We start from the raw sequence: 19,319 nt of genomic DNA on the forward strand, positions 1-19,319 counted from the left end.
TGACTGCTGGTTAAATGTCAAACATTGTTCTATCTTCCACTGTAGCAACCCAAAAACGCGCCTACGCACTCGATGCGCTGCGCGGATTCGCCGTTCTAGCAATGGTATTATCGGGCACTATAAAGTTTGGTATATTGCCAGCTTGGATGTATCATGCCCAAAATCCACCACCAAACCATACTTATAATCCTAATTTGCCCGGATTAACCTGGGTCGATATTGTATTTCCCTTATTCTTATTTTCGATGGGTGCAGCCATACCGCTAGCATTATCTCGCCGTCTTGAAAAAGGTTTTTCTAAAATACAAATTCTTTTATCTATCTTAAAAAGAGGCTTCTTTTTGGGAGCATTTGCTATATTTATTCAGCACTTCCGACCGCATGTGATAAGCGCCGAGGCAAATAATCAAAAATGGTGGTTGGCTTTATTGGGGTTCGTCTTACTATTTTTAATGTTTGTACGCTTGCCAAATTTCTGGCTACCCTGGAAGCGCCGAATAATTACTATTAGCGCCTGGTTAACAGCGATTATTGTTTTATCTACGATCCAATATCCTAACGGAAATGGATTTTCATTTTCTAGAAGCGATATTATACTAATTGTCCTTACTAACATGGCCGTTTTTGGCTCGTTACTTTGGTTGCTTACCAAATCTAACTTGCTGTTAAGACTTGGATGCATGGGGTTATTACTTGCCTTGCGGTTGTCGGCTAGCACAGATGGTTGGATTGCACAGATTTGGAAATCCTCACCATCTTTAGGGTTTTTCAAACTAAACTGGATTTTTCAATTCGGATATTTATCATATTTGTTATTAATCATTCCTGGAACTATTGCAGGCGATTTGATACTAAGCTGGCTGCAAAGCTCAATTGTTGCTGTTAAAGTAGAAGCAGGTTTGGAAGAGACTTCTATTATAAAAGCGCCCATACAATGGACGATACAGCGTTATTATTGCATTATCGCATTGATGTTTAGTATCTGTATTATACTGCTGATGGGATTGCAAGGTAGATGGGTGTGGCAAACTACCTTAATAAGTGCTGTAATTTGTTCAGCAGGTTGGTTTTTGTTTGCAAAACCTGTTACTGAAACAGATAAGTTACTTAGTAAGTTTTATAGGTGGGGCGTTTACTGGCTGGCGCTTGGTTTGCTGTTTGAGCCTTATGAGAAGGGGATTAAAAAAGATCCAGCCACATTGAGTTACTATTTTGTGTGTAGTGGAATTGCTCTTTTTTTATTAATTGTATTTACGATCGCTATAGAAATTCTAAAAAAGCAAAAATGGCTGCAATTATTAATTGATAACGGCCAAAATCCGATGATTGCTTACGTTGGATTTGCTAATTTAATTTGGCCGATTTTGGCGCTAACCCAACTGGAAACGAGAATTATAGAGAGTACAACAACCCCATTTACTGGATTTTTAAAAGGAGTTGCTTATACTTTGGTTGTGGCGTGCGTTGTGAGTGTATGTACTAGACTGAAGCTATTTTGGAGAACATAGCTAAGGAGGGTACGCCTTACTCTTCTGGTAGAGTTGTATGCGATCGCTCTTCTTCTCCACTCGCCGACGCTGTTACAGACTCTATATACTGACTATCCAGTAAGAATGCACCTCTAGCAAAGCGCACCCCCCAATATCCACCCGGACGCCTGTCTAAAACTACCCCCTCTTCACCAACGCGAATCACATCCGGCGGACGCAGCATTGGCATCGATTCTGCTGTTTTAACATAAGGCGGCAATGCCACCACTCGGACTTTTTCACCAATTACAAATTCTTTAGACATAAGTTCGCGGCTATTTGCTTAACGGTGGGCAATGCCCACCTACAGCTTCAATCCAAAATCCAAAATCGCAAATCCAAAATGGCTAGGGTGCTTGCCAAATCTTCTGATGATATTGCTCTAAATTGGCATAAGGGTCAATAGCTGCGTGGGAATGATCGTGGCTGTGGTTATTAGCATCACCATGAGAATGCCCATGATGACTATCGTGGCTATGTCCATGTCCATGATGGCTACTATCGTGGCTGTGAGTATGACCGTTACCAGTTCCTACAGCTGCAAGACGGAATTTGCACATTTCACAGTTCATCTGCACTTGTCCTAACTGTGTCTCAATTTCCCTCTCGCGCGTTATGGCAAAAAGCTGCGGGTCAAGTCCCATTTCTGGCAGACAAGTCATCGCAATATCCGGGTATTGCTCTTGCTGTTGCGCGGTGCTATCGAAAATCTTTTTAACCAGCAACCCTGTAAACAGAAAATACGGCAAAACGATAATGCGTTTGGGTTTATAGAGTCTTGCGCGATTGAAACCTTCTTCTAGTCTAGGATGAGTAATGCCAATGAAGCAAGTTTCAACTGTTAGATAACCGCTGCCTTCCCAGAGAATCCGAGCGAGTTTGTAGACATCGCCGTTAGCATCAGGATCGCTAGAACCTCTACCTACAAATAGCAGGACAGTATCCTCACGCGATATTGCTTTGGGATTATGTTGGATCTCGTCTAATTGTGTCAGACGCGATCGCCACAAATCTAAAATCCCAGGTGTAATGCCAAAATGACGCCCATAGTGAAACTTCAAATGGGGATGTCTTGCCTTTGCTTTGTCTAATTCATTAGTAATGTCAAACTTATTATGCCGCGCCGCAAATAACAGCACTGGCAGAGCAGAAATTTCAGTGTATCCCTGCTCTACACACCGATCTACTCCCTCTTGAATTGTAGGGCCAGTAAGTTCCAGAAAACACGGCACGACTGGGCGCGATGCATCTAAAGCTTGATAGGCGGCGGCAAAATCCATAAAACACTGCCTACCATCCTCATCTCTAGTGCCATGCCCGATCATTAATAAAGGACGTTGTAGCGGTAGAGGCGGCAATTGAACAGAAGGGGCAGATGGAGTCGAGAGTTCAGTCAAATGGGTTGAATCAACAGTATGCATCGACAAAGTTCCTTTTCCGTGCAAGGCGGAAAATTACAGCGGACGGTTAACAGGTAGGCATTCTGGCTTACGATCGCATCGTTTACAGCTGCCGCACAGCCACGGACTTTCACCGTGTTTCCCTGCCCTGTTACCGTTTGGGTGTGCCTTGCTATCTTAGCCGATCGGGTTCCCATACCAGAATGCGGGGGGAGGGGGTTAATATCGATTTTGGATTTTTGATTTTGAATTTTTGATTAAAGGCGAGATATTTTCAGCTTTTTGTGAAACTTACAGACGGCGGTTATTGAACCACGTCAGCGCGTTAGGGGTTAGCCGTTAGACACACCAGTGAAGGGACAGGGTTCGGGTTAAAAGTACTTCCTTCAAAAGAGAGTTGCTAGACTGCGATCGCCTTAATTTTATCTAACGTCGAAGTGCCTAATTAAATTTTCAGGCATACTGTGTTGTTTGAATGCGATCGCGCAACTTTTTTCTCTATCCACCACTATTTAAATAATTGCAGCGATTCTTCTTTTAAAAGACCTTTGGTAATTTTTATCTTCTTAAATCCCTTGTCTATAATTTCTTCGCTTGCTATGTCGATTTGTGATACCCCAGCTTCAATCAACTCTTTAATTGAAGCACCAATTATAATCTCAGATATTCCCGCCCAAATACATACTGCGGTACACATTGGACACGGCTCACAACTTGCGTACAATGTATAACCTTCTAAGGACGGGTTTTTAAGTTTTTTTGTTAAACTACGAATAACATTAACTTCTGCGTGGGCGGTTGGATCGCTGTCTGTCTTGACTGTGTTGTGTGCTTGGGCAACTATTTTATTATCTTTGACAATAACTGCACCGTAAGGAGCATCTCCAAGCTTGGCTTCTGCGATCGCTACTTTCATAAAATCTTCTGGTTGCATATTCCTCTCCTAGTTCCTAAGTATTTACTCTTTTACAAAGCAATTTTTTTTAATAAAGGGGTTTTTAGGACTAATAGTCATTTAACTAGAATATAGTCAATACAACATAATGTATAAAATCGGCTTTTAGATCGACGCCCTACCGGGGATAGGCAAAAGAATTTACCCCGCTCATTTATAAGAATAATTCACAGTGACGCCAATCACTCCAATGTAGGGAATTCGTCACAATTTTATGCAGACTTTAATCACTGTACCTTACCGCTTGCGATCGCACGAACTGTAAGAGAAGCCATTCATACTTACATTGTCGAGTTGAATGAGTGCAATGACAGCATTTTCCCTTAAATCTCATAAACCTCAAGCGATGATCGAGGCACTTATATATGAGATATTGGCCTCTGGTATAATTACAATCCACGAGCGACAAAAACTAAAATCAGTCATATTAGAGTATTCACTCAACGAAGCAGACCATACTTTGATAGATCGGCTGCTTTATGGCGTGCGGCACGGCTTGCTAAAAAGAGTAGATTAAATTTAGCGGCAGGGTCAATAAAAAAAATTGCATTCGGTGTTTTTGAAATTATTCAATACAAAATTTATTAGTGGCGGCATAGCGCGGTATGCCGCGTTTTTTATTTAAGCGATCGCAGCCTCTGGCTTGCTAATAGTTCCTGCTATATGAACTAAAAGACGGTAGTAATGCTTTAATAGCATTTCACTACTTCCATAAATCATCCATGCGCCTGACTTCACTCGATGTGTTTCGCGGTATTGCGATCGCGGGCATGATCCTCGCTAATACAGTAAGTCTTGGGGAAGCTTATCCCTGGCTGGATCACGCGCCTTGGAACGGTTGCACCCCGGTTGACTTGGTGTTTCCCTTCTTTCTGTTCATTGTCGGTGTAGCAATGGCTTTCTCGCTTTGCAAGTACACCGAACGAAACCGCCCCACCGCCGCTGTCTACTGGCGGATTGCGCGTCGCGCCTTGATTCTCTTCGCCCTTGGTTTGTTGCTTAACGGCTTCTGGAATTACGATTGGGCAAATATACGCCTCATGGGAATCTTGCAGCGCATCAGTCTTACCTACTTGCTAGCATCGCTGATAGTTCTCAAAATGCCGCGCAAAGGACAGTGGGCGATCGCGGCTGGGTTACTAATCGGGTACTGGCTGGCAATGTCTTTTATCCCCGTTCCCGGTTATGGCGCGGGTATTCTAACGCGAGAAGGCAACTTGGGGGCTTATATCGATCGCTTGATAATTGGTGCGGCGCACTTGTACAAGGGCGATGGATACAAATCGTTGGGAGATCCCGAAGGGTTGTTCAGCACCCTTCCTGCTGTTGTCACCGTTCTACTTGGCTACTTTACTGGCGATTGGCTGCGTACCGAACCAGTACAGTCGCGCACCAGCGCAGGTATGGCATTATTTGGCATCGGTTGCGTGGCTGCGGGGTGGGTTTGGGGGTTGGGATTGGAGTTCCCCATCAACAAGAAGTTGTGGACGAGTTCCTATGTTCTCTTCACCGCTGGAATTGCTTTGCTGTTACTTGCAGCTTGTTATGAACTAATTGAAGTGCGAAAGTTGCGCGCCTGGAGTAAGCCTTTTGAAGTGATGGGGTTGAATGCAATATTTGTCTTCGTGGCTTCAGTTTTGGTAATAAAAATTATGGTCAAAACTCGTATCGGTACGGGGGATGCGGCACCAACTACTTATGAGTGGATATACAAGAATTTTTTCGTGCCTTGGGCTGGTGCGTTGAACGGTTCTTTATTCTTGGCGATACTAACTGTTTTGTTTTGGTGGGCGGTTCTTTATGCTATGTACCGCCAACGGTGGTTCGTCAAAATTTAAGATGCCCTATTTGTTAAATTACGCGGTGAGGGGCATCACCTAATTGTCAGAGTAATATCACATCTCTTGTGGGGGCGCGATCGCTAGGGATTGTTGCTCTAAAGTTCATATTAGAGTTATCAACTTTTTTCCTAGACTATGCTGACGCAGGTTTTGATGCTTCAAGGAACCATTGAGGAACTTGTTGAGCAGATATTACTATCTCGCAAGATTACTCGACTCAACCAGCAGCAGCTGATGTCGGCTCTGCTTTCTAAGGATTCACTGGACGAACGAGAGCGAATTATGATCGATCGGGTTTTTTCTGGGGTGCGGCTGGGAGTGCTGAGAGTAGTGGATTAAGTCGAAGTGGGTGGCGATCGCGTATTAAAATTACTGCCTTTGCTGCGTTTGTATCAGGGTGATGTGCGATGCACTTTGTACGGTATAAATTTCTTTATTCGGGGTAAATAAATCGGCGCGATCGCTTCTCACAATCTTCCCGCATTCTCCCGTCTTGATTTTCATTTCTAAACTAGAGACTTTGACCTTATTACCTTTTTAAGGTAATTATATAAAGACCAAATATTACCACGCTACAACTAATAGTAAAAATCAAAGCATTTTCTAATTTCCGGCTTAAAAATCCCACGATAAATACAATGCTTAAAAAAAGCATCATTGAAAGAACTTGCAATAAATTTTCCCATCCGTAAGCAATAAGGGAATCGTCACCACTAGCAAACATTATAAGACCCCAGTTGTTATTTATATTTACACTGTAGAATTTAATTATAATAACTTCATCTAACTTTTGTCAGAAATTTGCGCGAAGCGAAAACGCTGTATGAGATAGTATGCAATTTAAGGTTATGCTTCAAACCTGATTCGATGTTTTGGGGTGTAGCGATCGCTGGGTATATTTCTTAAATTGCATCTAGAAACAAACGCTTAAGTAATAGAAATATAAAATGGCGATCGCTATTTACGTTCAACCCCTAAAAATTATCAAATTCCGCCTTAAGCGATATTGTTTTATCTCCATTCACCTTGAACTACAAAAGCAGCCCAGTAATAGGGTGCTTTCCATTCTTGTGTTTTCCACATTTCTAGTTGTGCTGCTCTCATAGCAGCGGCAGGCTTTAAACCTTTGGAGAGCATTTGTTGATAGAATTTCGTCATTAGGCTAGCTGTTGCCGCATCATTGACGCTCCATAAACTTACAGCTACTCGCGCCGCCCCTGCATACATAAAACCGCGCGTTAATCCAATTAATCCTTCTCCTTTGACATCTTTACCCAGCCCGGTTTGACAAGCACTAAGAACGACGAGTTCTACTGGCAAATTGAGGTTGAAAATGTCGTTTAGACGCAAAAAGCCGTCAGTATCTACGCCTTTTTCATCTACTAGAGACAGCACTACTCCAGATAACTCTGGATTCACGTTGTCGATCAGCCCGTGAGTGGCAAAATGGATCGTGCGATACTGCGCTAAGTCGGGTCTAGTTGCTGTTGTACGGTTTGCAGTAAAATCGAATGCTTGCTGGCGCTCATTTGCAGGCACGAGGGCGAGAATTTGTAAGGAGGGTGTTTCCGAGGTTTCGGCTAATATTATTTAAGGTGTCGATTGATTCGGAAGTAGGGTTATGCACACAATAGACACGGAAGAGTTGCTCAGAAGGTATGCTGCCGGAGAACGAAACTTTGCTGGGGCTAAGTTGGGAGGGGACGACTTGGATGGTGTTGACTTGAGTGGTGCCGACTTGAGTGATACCAGGTTGGAAGAGTACTATCTGGGTCGTGCCATCTTGAGAGGAGTTAATTTCCGTAACGCTAGGTTGACTGATTCTTGTTTGAACGCTGCCGATCTCAGTGGAGCATTTTTCAATGGAGCTGACTTGCGTTATACCCAACTCAGCGCTGCCAATCTGACTGATGCCGACTTGCGCGGGGCGAGATTTCATGAAACCAGCTTCGATAGGGCTAATCTCACCAGGGCTAACTTGAGTAGTGTTGACTTGGGAAGATCCAGTCTGCGAGAAGCTAACTTGACTGGAGCTAATTTGGAAGGAGCTAATCTCCACCAAGTTGTTTTCCAAAATACCATCATGCCAGATGGCAGTATTCGGAACAGTTAGAGCCGATCTCAAGGATGAATAAGGTTCACCTACATTCGTGGCGCTTCTCCTGCTTCCTCTACTATTTTGATGTTAGATGTGCGATCGCCCTCTTAGCTGGGGAATTTTAATAATAGATGGATCGAGCGATCGCGCTATCTTGCCTGTCAGCTATTCACCCACCTAGCTTAATCACAAGCTTGCCAGAGCAGACCCAGCAAATTGGCAGAAGTTGCGACGAGAGATGCGGGACATGGCTATTATATTGGTGATGCTTGTAAAGTAGTATCTACCTTACCCGCATATTTTTATAAAAGAGTAATTTGTATCAATATTTGTAACATCTATAATGTTTAACCCCTTTTGAAAACAAAAAGGTCAGAGTGAAAAGAAGTTTGCTTCGCCTCTGACCTTAATAAATTAATTGTTAGAGTTTAACAGTATTTCTCTCGTTCCCAGGCTAGAGCCTGGGAACGCCTTACGAGAGGCTCTGCCTCTCGGACTAGACGCAGAGCGTGGGAACGAAAAGAAGTTTTTCAGTCCGTTTTAACTGAGATCTTGCACCAGTATCAATAAGAGGCAGAGCCTCTTGATCTGGTTCCCAGGTTCAACCTGGGAACGAGGGTACAAGGGTTGGGAGGGCGGCTGCTGCCTCCCAGTACCAAAAACTAAATGATAATGATTCAAGATGTCAGTTTTAACAGACTTAGCTATTAGCCAGAAAATTTATTTTCTGGCAGTTCTACAATTAAGCGATCGTAACATCAGGCGACAAATAAACATCCTGAATGGTGTGAAATAGCTTCACTCCCTCCTCAAAAGGACGCTGAAATGTCTTGCGACCAGAAATTAATCCACAGCCACCAGCCCGCTTATTAATTACCGCCGTGCGAACTGCTTCAGCAAAATCACTCTTTCCAGAAGCGCCACCGGAATTAATCAACCCAGCGCGACCAGAATAGCAATTTAATACCTGGTAGCGGGTGAGGTCAATTGGGTGGTCTGTAGTCAAATCTGAATAAACCCGCTTGTCGGTTTTGCCATAGCTTTTACCAGTCGCTTTAGCAACAGCTTCATAGCCATTATTGCACTCAGGTAACTTCTGTTTAATAATGTCAGCTTCAATGGTGACACCCAAGTGATTTGCCTGCCCTGTGAGGTCAGCCGCAACGTGGTAATCTGTATCTTGTTTGAAAGCGCTGTTACGGAGATAGCACCAGAGAATAGTTGCCATACCAAGTTCGTGGGCGCGGGCAAAAGCTTTACTTACTTCTTGAATTTGCCTTGTTGATTCTGGCGAACCAAAGTAAATTGTTGCCCCCACAGCAACAGCTCCCAAGTTCCAAGCTTGTTCGACAGAAGCGAACATTATTTGGTCAAATTGGTTGGGGTAGGTGAGTAGTTCGTTGTGGTTAATTTTGAGAATGAAAGGAATTTTGTGGGCATATTTCCGCGAAACAATGCCCAAAACGCCCAAAGTTGTGGCAACTGCATTGCAACCAGCTTCAAGGGCTAGTTTGACAATATTTTCTGGATCAAAATACATCGGGTTGGGCGCAAAAGAAGCAGCAGCAGAGTGTTCAATTCCCTGGTCTACTGGCAGGATAGACAAATAACCCGTATTGGCTAAACGTCCGCTGGAATAAAGCTGCTGGAGGCTGCGTAAAACTTGGGGAGAGCGATCGCTCGCCGCAAAAATTCTCTCTATAAAATCTGGCCCCGGCAAATGCAATACATCTTTGGAAACTTTCGCTTTGTAAGTCAGCAAGTCTTGTGCTTCTTCACCAAGCAAAGACTCTAGAGAATTTGGCATCGATAGTGTAGCAGTCATAATAATTTTGGATTTTGGATTTTGGATTTTGGATTTTGGATTTTGGTCTGCGTTATACTAAACCACTTAACAGATAGGGTAACGCTTCAAGTTTCTACTTGTTCTTTAGCTGGAAATCCGTGCTGTTCTCTTCCCGGTGCGCCGTCATACTTTTTCGATGTTTTGTATAGTTCATAACGACCATCGGCAGCATAAGTCGCGTATTTTATACGCACAGCTTGCATCTCCTCTGCATTCATTGGCGTGAAGCCACGCGCAATATTTAGATTCTGTTGCAGCACTTGCATAGAATCAATACCGCTGACTGTTGTGGAAACAGGAAGGCTCATCGCATAACGCAGTGCTTCTTGTACTGTAACAACGCCTGCTTTAATTGGTTCGCCACTACCACCCAGACTCTTCATACCAATTACGCCGATACCGCGCTTGGTGAGTTCCGGCAATACTAATTTTTCAAAGCTACGAAAAGTGGAATCAAAACAATTTAAAGGCATTTGCACAGCATCAAACGGGTAATCGTATGAAAGCATTTTTAGATGAATTGCGGGGTCTTTGTGACCTGTAAATCCAACGAATCGGACTTTACCCGCACGCTTGGCTTCTTCTAAAGCTTCGATAACTCCGCCTTTAGCAAAATGCTTTTCCGGGTCGTTATCGTAGACGACTTCGTGAACTTGCCACAAGTCGATACGATCTGTTTTCAGGCGCCGTAATGATTGTTCTAGCTGCTGCATGGCTACTTTGCGATCGCGCCCGTGCGTGCAAACTTTTGTCATTAAAAATGCTTTGTCTCGCCGCCCTTGCAGTGCTTTACCCATGCGTTCTTCACTGACGCCATTGTTATATTCCCAGGCGTTATCGAAAAAGTTAATTCCTGCATCCATCGCCTCTTGAATTATGCGGATGCTTTCTTGTTCGTCTTTCTGAGACCCTATATGAAATCCCCCTAATGTCAGCGCCGAAACTTCAACCCCAGTACGTCCAAGTTTTCGACGCGGTATTTCACCATCTTTGAGTGCAATTTTCTCTATTGTTGGTGATACATTTGGTTCGGTGGCATTGACGTGTCGATCTGCGTTTAGCAATATCCAGTCAGCGATCGCTGCTCCTGCGCCGATGACGCCCAGTTTTTTGAGGAATTCCCGACGCTTAAAGTCTAAAAACGAGCGATTCTTGTCTGATGCGTCATCGCGTCCATCTGGCATTGACTTCTCCTACTTATCTCAGCCCTGCCCTCTCACAATTAGCCATTTTTTGCCTTAGTTTCCCCCATCTTTAGATAGGTTCTATCAATTTTTGATGTTTGATTTTGGATTATTAGGCTAATCATTCCTCCCTAAGCGTTGCTTTTGTGTATGTTCCATCCTCAATCATTAAGTAGTTTCAAATAATTTTGAGGTATATCTAGCTATGGTCTTCCAATACACTGGCGCACTCGTCACCTTGGCGGCTGTTGATATTGAAAAAGTGGTGAGTTTTTATACTCAACTGCTAAGTCAAGAACCATCAATCTGGATCCCAAATGTTTATGCTGAATTTCAACTTCCCGGCGTGAAATTAGGAATTTTTAGGCCAAAAGAAACCCATCGGCAAGAGTTTGAAAACTCTCACCCAGCTAAAGGTAGTATGAGTTTGTGTCTGGAAGTAAGCGACTTGGAAGGAGCGATCGCTCACCTTACTACCTTGGGATACCCACCCCCAGGAAAAATTCTCACAGCATCGCACGGTAGAGAAATCTATGCCTGCGATCCTGCTGGCAATCGCTTGATTCTTCATCAAACATAGTTAGTTTAGATTTTGATTAATCTAAACTACAAAATCTTAATACTCTAAAAGCGTTCTTATTTAAGGTAAGGAGTTAATTCAGCAAAACCACAAAAGCTATAAATTAACAACAGCAAAGCAAGTACTTTCATCATGGGCGGAGCGTGCAAGGGCGTTACTGTAGCCTGCACCCACATTGACATAGCTGCCCCGATCGCGTAGCTGCAACTAAGCACCAAATATGGCCACTCTTTTGTTACTTCCCATCTTCCCAGCAAAATCATTGCTAACACCGTCAGCAGCAAATCGATAAACCAAGCGGGATTATATAAAACCGAAAAAAATAACGTGCGCCACCAAAATTGCACAGTTCTCATAGTTGGTCTTTAGTTGTTAGATTGGCTATTTAAATTAACACATTCGCAGGGCAAGATCTAAGATTAGGATAATTCAGAACAACTATCGAAATCTACCCATCCCTGGGAGTATCTGTAGGCTGGGTATCTGGCGATCGCTGTTGGTTGTGCTGCTGCAAGTATGCGATGACTTCGCTTGTTTCAACTTGGGGAAAGCTGGCATAAAAACGGCTGACACTGAGAAACGGATTAGGCGTTCCCAGGATAATAACGCGATCGCACCATTGCTGTAGCCAATCGCTCAATCCTTGCGGCGCGACGGGGGCACAAATCCAGATTAATGCTGGCTGTTGCGCCCTCAAAGCTTTCGCGGCTGCGGCTATTGTCATCCCTGTAGCAATGCCATCGTCCACTAAGATAGCGATCGCGCCTTTGGGGCTAATCGAAGGGCAACTGGGGGAAAGCTTATCCTGTAAAGCTTGCGCTTTCTTCAGCGCATTAGCAAGCACCACCTCGCGCTGACTTTTCTTCTGTTTACGCAATGGCGCAGGCTCAAACCAAAGTACGTGACCATCTGATGTGACAGCACCGATAGCCAGTTCTGGGTTGTCTGGTTGGGTAATTTTTTTTGCCGCTAAAATATCCAAAGGGCAATCCAGACAGCGTGCTACTGGTACGGCAACAGGGATACCGCCTCGTGGCAACGCATAAACAATAGGAGAAGCAGAAACACCACCCGCATACAGGGCGGCAAGTTCGGCTTTGATGGAAATCGCCAGATGCTCCCCAGCATCGACGCGATCGCTAAACATCGGGGTAGATGACATAGCTCCCTCCAACACTAGGCAGCACCATTGCCTCTATAATGGCTGATTTTCGCCTTAACTGGCTTGATAGGATCTAACAAAGACGGCATCAGATTGTTCATAACCTGTCAACCTACATCTTGCCGCCTTTCAATCTTGGGCAATGAACTATGAACAATGAACAACGAACAACAAAGTTATATTTATGTCCAACGAAGACCAACTCAGCCTTTTTGACATCTCAGCCAACAGCGCATCTACACCACCCGCGACTGTATCAGAACTAATTCCCACAAGTGCCAAAATCCCCATTCCTCCCGGCACTTATCAAACCATGACTCAGATGGCTGAACATTGCAACCAGTGTCAACGCTGTGGTCTGGGAAAAACCCGCACTCACGCTGTCGTCGGACGCGGCAACCTGCAAGCGCCAATTATGATTGTGGGAGAAGCGCCCGGTCAAAATGAAGATGAGACAGGGCTACCCTTTGTAGGCAAAGCTGGGCAGTTGCTAGAAAAAATTCTCGCCTCTGTCAAGCTAGATCTTGAAAAAGATATCTATATCGCCAATGTAAATAAGTGCCGCCCACCCAGTAACCGCGTCCCCACAACCGAAGAAATCGCCGCTTGCAGACCCTACCTGTTAGAACAAATTCGCATGGTAGACCCCAAAATTATTCTCTTGACAGGCGCAACAGCAGTCAAAGGCTTAACCAACGATAAGCGGGGAATTACTAAAATTCGCGGCACTTGGATTGAGTGGGAAGGACGTTTGTGTATGCCAATTCTTCACCCAGCTTATCTGCTTCGCAACCCTGGACGGGAACAAGGCAGCCCCAAATGGTTGATGTGGCAGGATATTCAAGCTGTTCGTGCCAAATTTGATGAAATTTGCAACGCTGGGTAAGAAAGAAAATCTATTTTTCTTCTGAAGCTAAGGGGAGGATGGCAACTTTAAGAACTTCTAGGTGTTGAAGCAGTTGGCAAAGGTCGAATCCTCCCCGCACGGCAATCATCCAACCAAGTGCGAACCGCCTGACCAAGAACCGCGTTACTCGTCTCTCGCGGCGGTGAGGGAGGGCTTCCAGGCGGATAGGAACTGAATCGAGAATATGCCATCGCCAGCCTCCAGCCGCTGGGTGTCTGAACTAGAAACAGCCAGTGGAATTGCTGCAATTGTACAGGCTGGTCAGCAAATGTGTACTGCCGCTCTAAGGTAGTCAGGAATACCTGATCTGGCTCTTTTGGTTCGCTTCCTGGTTCAGGTGGGGTATATATTCCAGGGCCGAGGTTCAGCGGGTTAAAGTCTGCGCGTCCGGCGACTATAACATAGTTAGGGACGTGGGCTGTTTTGCCTCGTGGAAGTCTGGTTCTTACCTGGGGTCGAGAGCGTTGATAGATGCGATTTGCATAGCTTGGCAAGTCTCTTACGAGTAAGGCGGTTAAGCTTTCCACATCAGCCGGACACTGGCGAGGTTGAGGTTGGGTGTTATTTCTTGTCCGTTGTCTGTTGTCTTTTTGGGCTTTATTAGTTGCTAGTGGCTGGGGAACAGCGATCGCTGATAGTTGCCCTATTGTTAGCTGCAACCCTATCCACACAGCGCCCGCGATCGCTGGTATGCATTTCAAGTTGCTACCTCTTGGCAAATTCGTTCCCAAGCAGCTGATGGATCTTTAGCTGTTGTGATGGGACGCCCAATAACTAAATAATCTGCCCCTGCTTTGAAGGCTTGCGCTGGTGTGAGCGATCGCCTCTGATCTCCCGCTTCTGCCCAACTCGGTCTCACTCCAGGACACACTAGCAGAAGGTCTTCTCCACAAGTCTGTCGCAGTTGTTCCACTTCTTGGGGCGAGCAAACTGCTCCATCTAACCCGGCATTTTTAGCTAAAAGCGCCATTTGTAGGGCATATTCTGGTAATTCCAGAGGAATTTTTAAATCAAAAGCCAAATCCCGCGACGATAGACTTGTTAGTAGTGTAATTGCGATTAATTTTGGCGGTGCAACGCCCGAAGCTTCTGCGCCTTCTTGTACCGCTAATTTAGCTGCTTTTAGCGCCGCGCTTCCTGCTGTGGCGTGGATGGTGAGCAAGTCCACTCCGTAACCAGCAGCCTGGCGACAAGCACCCGCGACGGTGTTGGGGATGTCGTGAAACTTCAAATCGAGAAATATTCGCTTGTCCCTGTTTTTGAGAACCGTGAGAATTTCAGAACCAGTACTGACAAATAACTCTAGTCCGACTTTCCAGAATGTTATCTGAGGCAATTGGTCGATGAGAGCGATCGCTGCCTTGATGTTCGGCACATCCAGAGGGACAATAATGCGATCTGTTAGTGACAAGTTATTTGTTTTCACGAGCCTATAGGCGCTGGAGGATATACTTATCCTAATTTTTAGCTCAACTCAACCCACCAGGCGAACAAATCGCTTTTTACCCACACTCAACGTGCGTCCTGCTAGTTGTTCGAGGGAGTCGAAGGCGAGATCGACTTGATCGATGCGATCGCCATCTAATTTAACTGCTTTGCCTTGAATCTCTCGCCGTGCTTCCCCATTACTTTTACACAGGCCGCTGGCACTGATAATGTAGGACAATTTAACCGGAAATTGCACCTGCGAGAGGGAAAATTCGGGTATTCCTGTTTCCGTATCTCCCGACCTCGCTTTATCGGCTGCTTCTTTGCCGTGATACTGCCTGACAATATCGTGCGCGAGAAGTTGCTGGCGATCGCGCGGTGCTGAGGGTAGTTCGTCGAGGGGCAAATTTGTCAGCAGTTCAAAATACTGCTCCAACAAATTATCTTGAACCTTTTCTAGCTTCTGATACATCGGAGTCGCGTGTTCCGATACTCCCACATAATTGTTTAGCGACTTTGACATCTTCTGCACGCCATCCGTACCGATCAAAATCGGTAGCAGCAAGCCGAACTGGGGCTGCTTGCCAAAATGCCGCTGCAAGTCTCTGCCAACAGCTATGTTAAATTTCTGGTCTGTACCGCCCAACTCCACATCTGCTGCTACTGCCACAGAATCATAACCCTGCATTAACGGGTAGAGGAACTCGTGCAGAAAAATTGGGTTTTCTTTTTGGTAGCGATCGAAGAACCCTTCTTTAGCTAGCATCTGCCCCACTGTCATTGTGGAGAGTAACTCTAGAATTTCTGCCAAATCCAGCGAGGATAGCCACTCGGAGTTATAGCGAATTTCCAGGCGTCCGGGTGTATCAAAATCTAGTATTGGACGCACTTGGTTAATGTACGTCTGAGCATTTTGCGCTACTTCTGCCGGAGTTAGTTGACGGCGCACCTCAGATTTACCAGTTGGGTCGCCAATTCGTGCGGTAAAGTCACCAATGATTAGGACGGCGGTATGACCAGCATCCTGAAAAGCTCGCAGCTTGCGGACAGGTATGCTGTGACCCAAGTGGATATCTGAGCCTGTGGGGTCGATGCCTAACTTAACCCGTAAAGGTCGGTCAGTTTGGGCTAGCCGAGCCGCCAAATTCTCGCTCGCGTCTTTAGAGTTTGGCTGGTTGGGAAAAATTTCCCACGCACCCCGGTATAGCCAAGCGAGGTTTTCTGGCGTTCCTTCGCTTTGAGCGAGGACAGGCTTTGAGGATTCACTAGCGGTCATATCTTGGGAAAAATAACTGTTTGTGTTATGCGATCGCTTACTTGCGAGTAGTATGCCAATGTAAGGGGGGCACGACTATTTTGACAATCTTACTCTCAAAATTCATGTAGCAGGGAATCGTCAAGCGAGTGACTAAGCGTGTTAATCTTTCCTGAATTAGGGCTGGGCTTTAAGTATTTAAGATTCAGCAGCAGCAGGAGCGATTACGCTATCCAAAGCCTATGGAAGGGCGCTATCTTTAATACAAGGTTTAGCAACGGTGACAGCCAAGCCCTTTAGTGCTATAGGTTTGCTCCGGCGATCGCGCGGCGTTGCGACCTGAGTTAGACTCTAACATAATCTTGTCTGTACTTTTTTTAGCATCTCCATCAAGGAATATGGTTCCATACTCATTTATAATTTGCAAAAATTACCATAATCGATGCTTAATCTACAGACTTTAATTTGTCGGTGTAATTATGATGATTCGGTAGTGTATCAGTTTCCTAGTAGGTCTGGCCATTCTCCCACAGTCGATGGGGGAAAAAAGGTCTGCGCGATCGCGGCTCTACCTACGAATATCTGCAATCCTAATAAAGAGTCCTGACCCGTTTGCCTAATCTCCCATACGCTTTTTAGTGAGGAAGTGAATCGTCGTGTCGTCTAGCACAATTGACCAAAAACAACCGCAAGAGCCATCACCACCGATTTTTAAGTTTGCACAAGGAGTTGGCAAGGTAACGGGCGGAACCCTCCTTGGCATCACCATGCTAACCAGTTCGGTCATTGCTGGTGGCCTAGTAGGTTTAGCGATTAGCTTCCGCAACCTACCTGACGTGCGCGTTCTCCGCACTTACGCCCCGACCGAAACTACTTACATCTACGACATCAAGGGTAAACAACTCGCCAGCATTCACGGCGAAGCCAATCGCGAAGTTGTACCCCTTAACAAAATTTCTCCTAACTTAAAGCGGGCTGTTCTCGCGATTGAAGATAGCCACTTTTATCTCCACCACGGTATCAACCCTAACAGCGTTGCTAGGGCACTTAGAGCCAACTGGGAGAAAGGCTCGGTTGTGGAAGGCGGCTCGACGATCACCATGCAGTTGGTGAAAAATCTCTTTCTCTCACAGAAGCGTGCGGTTAGCCGTAAAGTGGCAGAGTCCGTTCTGGCTATCCGTTTAGAGCAAATTTTTAGCAAAAACCAAATTTTGGAGATGTACCTCAATCAGGTGTATTGGGGTCACAACAACTATGGTGTCCAAACAGCATCCCAAAGCTATTTTGGCAAAAAAGCCTCAGAGCTAACTTTGGGCGAAGCTGCGATGATGGCGGGGATGATTCAAGCTCCCGAAGAATACAGTCCTTTTGTCAACTATAAAATTGCCAAACAACGACAAGCACTGGTTCTAAGCCGGATGCGCGAGGTGGGATGGATCACCCCCCAAGATGAAGCCGCTGCTCTCAAGCAAACCATTAAACGCGCCGAGCGAACCTCTTGGAAGAGCAGCGAACTGCCTTACATCACTGACGCTGTTCTTGCTGAGTTAAATAAGCGCTTTGGTGCAGACATTGTACAAAAAGGGGGGATGCGAGTCCAAACTACCATCGACGCTACATTCCAACAGATGGCGGAAAGGAAAGTGTCTCGTTGGCACAATCGGCTCGAAAGCTATGGAGTTTATAACAACGAAATTGCTCTAGTAGCAGTCGATCCTAGAACACATTTTGTTAAAGCAATGGTCGGCGGCGTCAATCGCAAAAAGAGTCAGTTCAATCGTGCAACTCAATCCCGCCGCCAGCCCGGATCTGCTTTTAAGCCGTTTGTCTTCTACACAGCTTTTGCCAGTGGCAAATATACGCCCAATTCGTGGGTTTACGATGGCCCGATTAGCTATCGCGATGGTGGCGGCTATTACTCTCCTAGAAACTATGGCGGCGGTTACTCTGGTGGTATGAGCATCCGCGAGGCTTTGCGCGTATCGCAAAATGTTCCAGCTGTTATTATAGGACGGAAAGTTGGCCTGGATAAGGTAATTGCAACTCTAAGAACCATTGGCTTTGAAAGTCCTATTGAACCTGTAGTTTCCTTACCTCTTGGGGCTGTTGGCGTAACACCTCTGGAAATGGCTGGCGGTTATGCCGCTTTTGCGAGTAATGGCTGGTATTCGCCCACAACGTTTATTGCGCGAGTCACTGATAGTAGTGGCAACGTGTTGCTTGATAATACGCCCAAACCAAAGCTAGTTCTCGATCCTTGGGCCGCTGCTTCGGTTACCAGCACCCTACAGGGGGTAGTTACTAGCGGTACTGGTAAAAACGCGCAGATAGGCCGTCCGGCAGCTGGCAAGACTGGTACGACATCCTCCGAAAAAGATGTTTGGTTTGTGGGTTATGTACCGCAGCTATCAACTGCTGTTTGGATTGGGAAAGATAATAACCGCAGCTTAGGAGGTGGTATAACGGGTGGTGTATATGCCGCTCCCATCTGGCGAGATTTCATGGCAACAGCGTTAAAGGGTACGCCTGTCGAATACTTCCCCTCGCCTTCAAAATTTGAAAGACCCTAAATGATTTTGGATTTTGCGGAGGTCGGAGTTTCTCCGCCTCCGATGATTTTATTTTTAAATCTAAAATCCAAAATACTTAGTATTACTTTTCCAATTCAGATTTCATCCGCTCTAAGGTCATATTCATCTGGTCAAACATTTGCGTGGGGGTAATGCCAAATTGACCCAGTTGGGTATTGAGTTGCTGCACAGTCATCTGGGCCATGAAGTCATCTGATAGCTCAAATCTTTTCATAAAAATTCGATATCGATCCATCATGGCTTCCATCTGCTCTATAAAAATCTTTTTTCCTTCAAGATCAAACTTGCCATAGCTGCTGCCCAGTTTGAGCAGGGATTGATAGTCTTCAAACAGCTGTTTGGCTTCTTGCTGAACAATTTCTGAATCAAAAAATCCCATTGCCTTCCCACCTTGCCATCAACAGAATCGCTCACCCGGATGGGTAGTTTGATTGGTTTAAATATAATTTTAGTTCAGGCAGTAAGGTTGCATTCGATTCGGTTTAATTCGGTTTTCCGTATAATTTGCTATGGTGCTAAGGCAAAGCTGTTCCAATCCTGCCT

At 45.3% G+C, this 19,319-nt stretch carries 20 protein-coding genes, 1 pseudogene and 1 riboswitch; of the genes and pseudogenes, 8 read left to right on the forward strand and 13 right to left on the reverse strand.

The genetic code is table 11. The features are described 5' to 3' along the window. The first annotated feature begins 14 nt into the window (after positions 1 to 14). A complete protein-coding gene (locus H6F77_RS05065; protein WP_190486003.1) occupies positions 15 to 1,508 on the forward strand; it encodes a DUF5009 domain-containing protein in 1,494 nt (497 codons plus the stop codon). 16 nt (positions 1,509 to 1,524) lie between these two features. On the opposite strand, the gene sipA is transcribed toward H6F77_RS05065, so the two are convergent. The 3 genes from sipA to H6F77_RS05080 form a co-directional block, all read right to left on the reverse strand. Next, a complete protein-coding gene (gene sipA / locus H6F77_RS05070) occupies positions 1,525 to 1,794 on the reverse strand; it encodes a regulatory protein SipA (protein WP_190486005.1) in 270 nt (89 codons plus the stop codon). 82 nt (positions 1,795 to 1,876) lie between these two features. Then, positions 1,877 to 2,950, reverse strand: coding sequence for a sirohydrochlorin chelatase (locus tag H6F77_RS05075; RefSeq protein ID WP_190486007.1), 1,074 nt, complete (start codon positions 2,948 to 2,950; stop codon positions 1,877 to 1,879). 35 nt (positions 2,951 to 2,985) lie between these two features. Then, positions 2,986 to 3,096, reverse strand: a riboswitch (cobalamin riboswitch). 341 nt (positions 3,097 to 3,437) lie between these two features. After that, the gene (locus tag H6F77_RS05080) at positions 3,438 to 3,863 is read right to left on the reverse strand and encodes a nucleoside deaminase (RefSeq protein WP_190486008.1); all 426 of its coding nucleotides are present in this window, start codon (positions 3,861 to 3,863) and stop codon (positions 3,438 to 3,440) included. Positions 3,864 to 4,191: 328 nt separating this feature from the next. On the opposite strand from H6F77_RS05080, the gene H6F77_RS05085 reads away from it, so the two are divergent. The 3 genes from H6F77_RS05085 to H6F77_RS05095 all read left to right on the forward strand — a co-directional run bounded on the left by H6F77_RS05085 (position 4,192) and on the right by H6F77_RS05095 (position 6,064). Continuing rightward, positions 4,192 to 4,401, forward strand: coding sequence for a hypothetical protein (locus H6F77_RS05085; protein WP_190486010.1), 210 nt, complete (start codon positions 4,192 to 4,194; stop codon positions 4,399 to 4,401). A gap of 205 nt (positions 4,402 to 4,606) precedes the next feature. Continuing rightward, positions 4,607 to 5,722: an acyltransferase family protein gene (locus H6F77_RS05090; RefSeq protein ID WP_190486013.1), complete on the forward strand. Its 1,116-nt coding sequence runs from the start codon at positions 4,607 to 4,609 to the stop codon at positions 5,720 to 5,722. Between the two features lie 138 nt (positions 5,723 to 5,860). Further along, positions 5,861 to 6,064: a hypothetical protein gene (locus tag H6F77_RS05095; protein WP_190486015.1), complete on the forward strand. Its 204-nt coding sequence runs from the start codon at positions 5,861 to 5,863 to the stop codon at positions 6,062 to 6,064. A gap of 30 nt (positions 6,065 to 6,094) precedes the next feature. On the opposite strand, the gene H6F77_RS28235 is transcribed toward H6F77_RS05095, so the two are convergent. Beyond that, a complete protein-coding gene (locus tag H6F77_RS28235) occupies positions 6,095 to 6,229 on the reverse strand; it encodes a hypothetical protein (RefSeq protein WP_255515691.1) in 135 nt (44 codons plus the stop codon). Positions 6,230 to 6,736: 507 nt separating this feature from the next. Next, positions 6,737 to 7,270: pseudogene (locus H6F77_RS05100) on the reverse strand (CHAT domain-containing protein); the annotation flags it as partial. A gap of 76 nt (positions 7,271 to 7,346) precedes the next feature. Between H6F77_RS05100 and H6F77_RS05105 the strand changes: the two are divergent. Then, positions 7,347 to 7,838: a pentapeptide repeat-containing protein gene (locus H6F77_RS05105; RefSeq protein ID WP_190486017.1), complete on the forward strand. Its 492-nt coding sequence runs from the start codon at positions 7,347 to 7,349 to the stop codon at positions 7,836 to 7,838. Between the two features lie 727 nt (positions 7,839 to 8,565). Here H6F77_RS05105 and H6F77_RS05110 read toward each other — a convergent pair. Beyond that, positions 8,566 to 9,648, reverse strand: coding sequence for a class I fructose-bisphosphate aldolase (locus tag H6F77_RS05110; RefSeq protein WP_190486019.1), 1,083 nt, complete (start codon positions 9,646 to 9,648; stop codon positions 8,566 to 8,568). Positions 9,649 to 9,734: 86 nt separating this feature from the next. Further along, positions 9,735 to 10,853, reverse strand: a complete 1,119-nt coding sequence (locus tag H6F77_RS05115) for an aldo/keto reductase (protein ID WP_190486021.1) — start codon at positions 10,851 to 10,853, stop codon at positions 9,735 to 9,737. A 205-nt stretch (positions 10,854 to 11,058) separates the two neighbouring features. Here H6F77_RS05115 and H6F77_RS05120 point away from each other — a divergent pair, with 205 nt between their 5' ends. Then, positions 11,059 to 11,433: a VOC family protein gene (locus H6F77_RS05120; RefSeq protein ID WP_190486023.1), complete on the forward strand. Its 375-nt coding sequence runs from the start codon at positions 11,059 to 11,061 to the stop codon at positions 11,431 to 11,433. A gap of 56 nt (positions 11,434 to 11,489) precedes the next feature. On the opposite strand, the gene H6F77_RS05125 is transcribed toward H6F77_RS05120, so the two are convergent. Then, the gene (locus H6F77_RS05125) at positions 11,490 to 11,789 is read right to left on the reverse strand and encodes a hypothetical protein (RefSeq protein WP_190486025.1); all 300 of its coding nucleotides are present in this window, start codon (positions 11,787 to 11,789) and stop codon (positions 11,490 to 11,492) included. A 92-nt stretch (positions 11,790 to 11,881) separates the two neighbouring features. Next, the gene (locus tag H6F77_RS05130; RefSeq protein ID WP_190486027.1) at positions 11,882 to 12,595 is read right to left on the reverse strand and encodes a phosphoribosyltransferase; all 714 of its coding nucleotides are present in this window, start codon (positions 12,593 to 12,595) and stop codon (positions 11,882 to 11,884) included. A gap of 184 nt (positions 12,596 to 12,779) precedes the next feature. Here H6F77_RS05130 and H6F77_RS05135 point away from each other — a divergent pair, with 184 nt between their 5' ends. Further along, positions 12,780 to 13,481 (forward strand): uracil-DNA glycosylase, encoded by a 702-nt coding sequence (locus tag H6F77_RS05135; protein ID WP_190486029.1) that lies wholly within the window; start codon positions 12,780 to 12,782, stop codon positions 13,479 to 13,481. Positions 13,482 to 13,528: 47 nt separating this feature from the next. Here the strand turns inward: H6F77_RS05135 and H6F77_RS05140 are convergent, their stop codons facing one another. Genes H6F77_RS05140 through tyrS form a run of 3 tightly spaced genes read right to left on the reverse strand, consistent with a single transcriptional unit; the run spans position 13,529 to position 16,206 of the window. Next, complete coding sequence (locus H6F77_RS05140; protein ID WP_242021914.1) at positions 13,529 to 14,203, reverse strand: hypothetical protein; 675 nt, start codon at positions 14,201 to 14,203, stop codon at positions 13,529 to 13,531. Continuing rightward, positions 14,200 to 14,928 (reverse strand): orotidine-5'-phosphate decarboxylase, encoded by a 729-nt coding sequence (gene pyrF, locus H6F77_RS05145; RefSeq protein WP_375335922.1) that lies wholly within the window; start codon positions 14,926 to 14,928, stop codon positions 14,200 to 14,202. The genes H6F77_RS05140 and pyrF overlap by 4 nt, the downstream gene beginning before the upstream one ends. 48 nt (positions 14,929 to 14,976) lie before the next feature. Beyond that, positions 14,977 to 16,206, reverse strand: a complete 1,230-nt coding sequence (gene tyrS / locus H6F77_RS05150; protein ID WP_190486031.1) for a tyrosine--tRNA ligase — start codon at positions 16,204 to 16,206, stop codon at positions 14,977 to 14,979. Between the two features lie 635 nt (positions 16,207 to 16,841). Between tyrS and H6F77_RS05155 the strand changes: the two genes are divergently transcribed. Then, the gene (locus tag H6F77_RS05155) at positions 16,842 to 18,755 is read left to right on the forward strand and encodes a transglycosylase domain-containing protein (RefSeq protein WP_190486032.1); all 1,914 of its coding nucleotides are present in this window, start codon (positions 16,842 to 16,844) and stop codon (positions 18,753 to 18,755) included. Between the two features lie 82 nt (positions 18,756 to 18,837). Here H6F77_RS05155 and H6F77_RS05160 read toward each other — a convergent pair whose 3' ends face one another. Further along, positions 18,838 to 19,155 (reverse strand): DUF1825 family protein, encoded by a 318-nt coding sequence (locus H6F77_RS05160; protein ID WP_190486034.1) that lies wholly within the window; start codon positions 19,153 to 19,155, stop codon positions 18,838 to 18,840. Between the last annotated feature and the right edge of the window lie 164 nt (positions 19,156 to 19,319).

It is taken from the genome of Microcoleus sp. FACHB-831, assembly GCF_014695585.1.
Taxonomy (GTDB): domain Bacteria; phylum Cyanobacteriota; class Cyanobacteriia; order Cyanobacteriales; family FACHB-T130; genus FACHB-831.

Excerpts from the sequence above, each read along its gene's own strand:
- H6F77_RS05115 (WP_190486021.1), bottom strand. The coding sequence starts at position 10,853 with ATGCCAGATGGACGCGATGACGCATCAGACAAGAATCGCTCGTTTTTA.
- H6F77_RS05125 (WP_190486025.1), bottom strand. The coding sequence starts at position 11,789 with ATGAGAACTGTGCAATTTTGGTGGCGCACGTTATTTTTTTCGGTTTTA.
- H6F77_RS05130 (WP_190486027.1), bottom strand. The coding sequence starts at position 12,595 with ATGTCATCTACCCCGATGTTTAGCGATCGCGTCGATGCTGGGGAGCAT.
- tyrS (WP_190486031.1), bottom strand. The coding sequence starts at position 16,206 with ATGACCGCTAGTGAATCCTCAAAGCCTGTCCTCGCTCAAAGCGAAGGA.
- H6F77_RS05110 (WP_190486019.1), bottom strand. The coding sequence starts at position 9,648 with ATGACTGCTACACTATCGATGCCAAATTCTCTAGAGTCTTTGCTTGGT.
- H6F77_RS05065 (WP_190486003.1), top strand. The coding sequence starts at position 15 with ATGTCAAACATTGTTCTATCTTCCACTGTAGCAACCCAAAAACGCGCC.
- H6F77_RS05090 (WP_190486013.1), top strand. The coding sequence starts at position 4,607 with ATGCGCCTGACTTCACTCGATGTGTTTCGCGGTATTGCGATCGCGGGC.
- H6F77_RS05075 (WP_190486007.1), bottom strand. The coding sequence starts at position 2,950 with ATGCATACTGTTGATTCAACCCATTTGACTGAACTCTCGACTCCATCT.
- H6F77_RS05135 (WP_190486029.1), top strand. The coding sequence starts at position 12,780 with ATGTCCAACGAAGACCAACTCAGCCTTTTTGACATCTCAGCCAACAGC.
- H6F77_RS05095 (WP_190486015.1), top strand. The coding sequence starts at position 5,861 with ATGCTGACGCAGGTTTTGATGCTTCAAGGAACCATTGAGGAACTTGTT.
- H6F77_RS05085 (WP_190486010.1), top strand. The coding sequence starts at position 4,192 with ATGACAGCATTTTCCCTTAAATCTCATAAACCTCAAGCGATGATCGAG.
- H6F77_RS05105 (WP_190486017.1), top strand. The coding sequence starts at position 7,347 with ATGCACACAATAGACACGGAAGAGTTGCTCAGAAGGTATGCTGCCGGA.
- H6F77_RS05120 (WP_190486023.1), top strand. The coding sequence starts at position 11,059 with ATGGTCTTCCAATACACTGGCGCACTCGTCACCTTGGCGGCTGTTGAT.
- H6F77_RS05160 (WP_190486034.1), bottom strand. The coding sequence starts at position 19,155 with ATGGGATTTTTTGATTCAGAAATTGTTCAGCAAGAAGCCAAACAGCTG.
- H6F77_RS28235 (WP_255515691.1), bottom strand. The coding sequence starts at position 6,229 with ATGAAAATCAAGACGGGAGAATGCGGGAAGATTGTGAGAAGCGATCGC.
- sipA (WP_190486005.1), bottom strand. The coding sequence starts at position 1,794 with ATGTCTAAAGAATTTGTAATTGGTGAAAAAGTCCGAGTGGTGGCATTG.
- H6F77_RS05080 (WP_190486008.1), bottom strand. The coding sequence starts at position 3,863 with ATGCAACCAGAAGATTTTATGAAAGTAGCGATCGCAGAAGCCAAGCTT.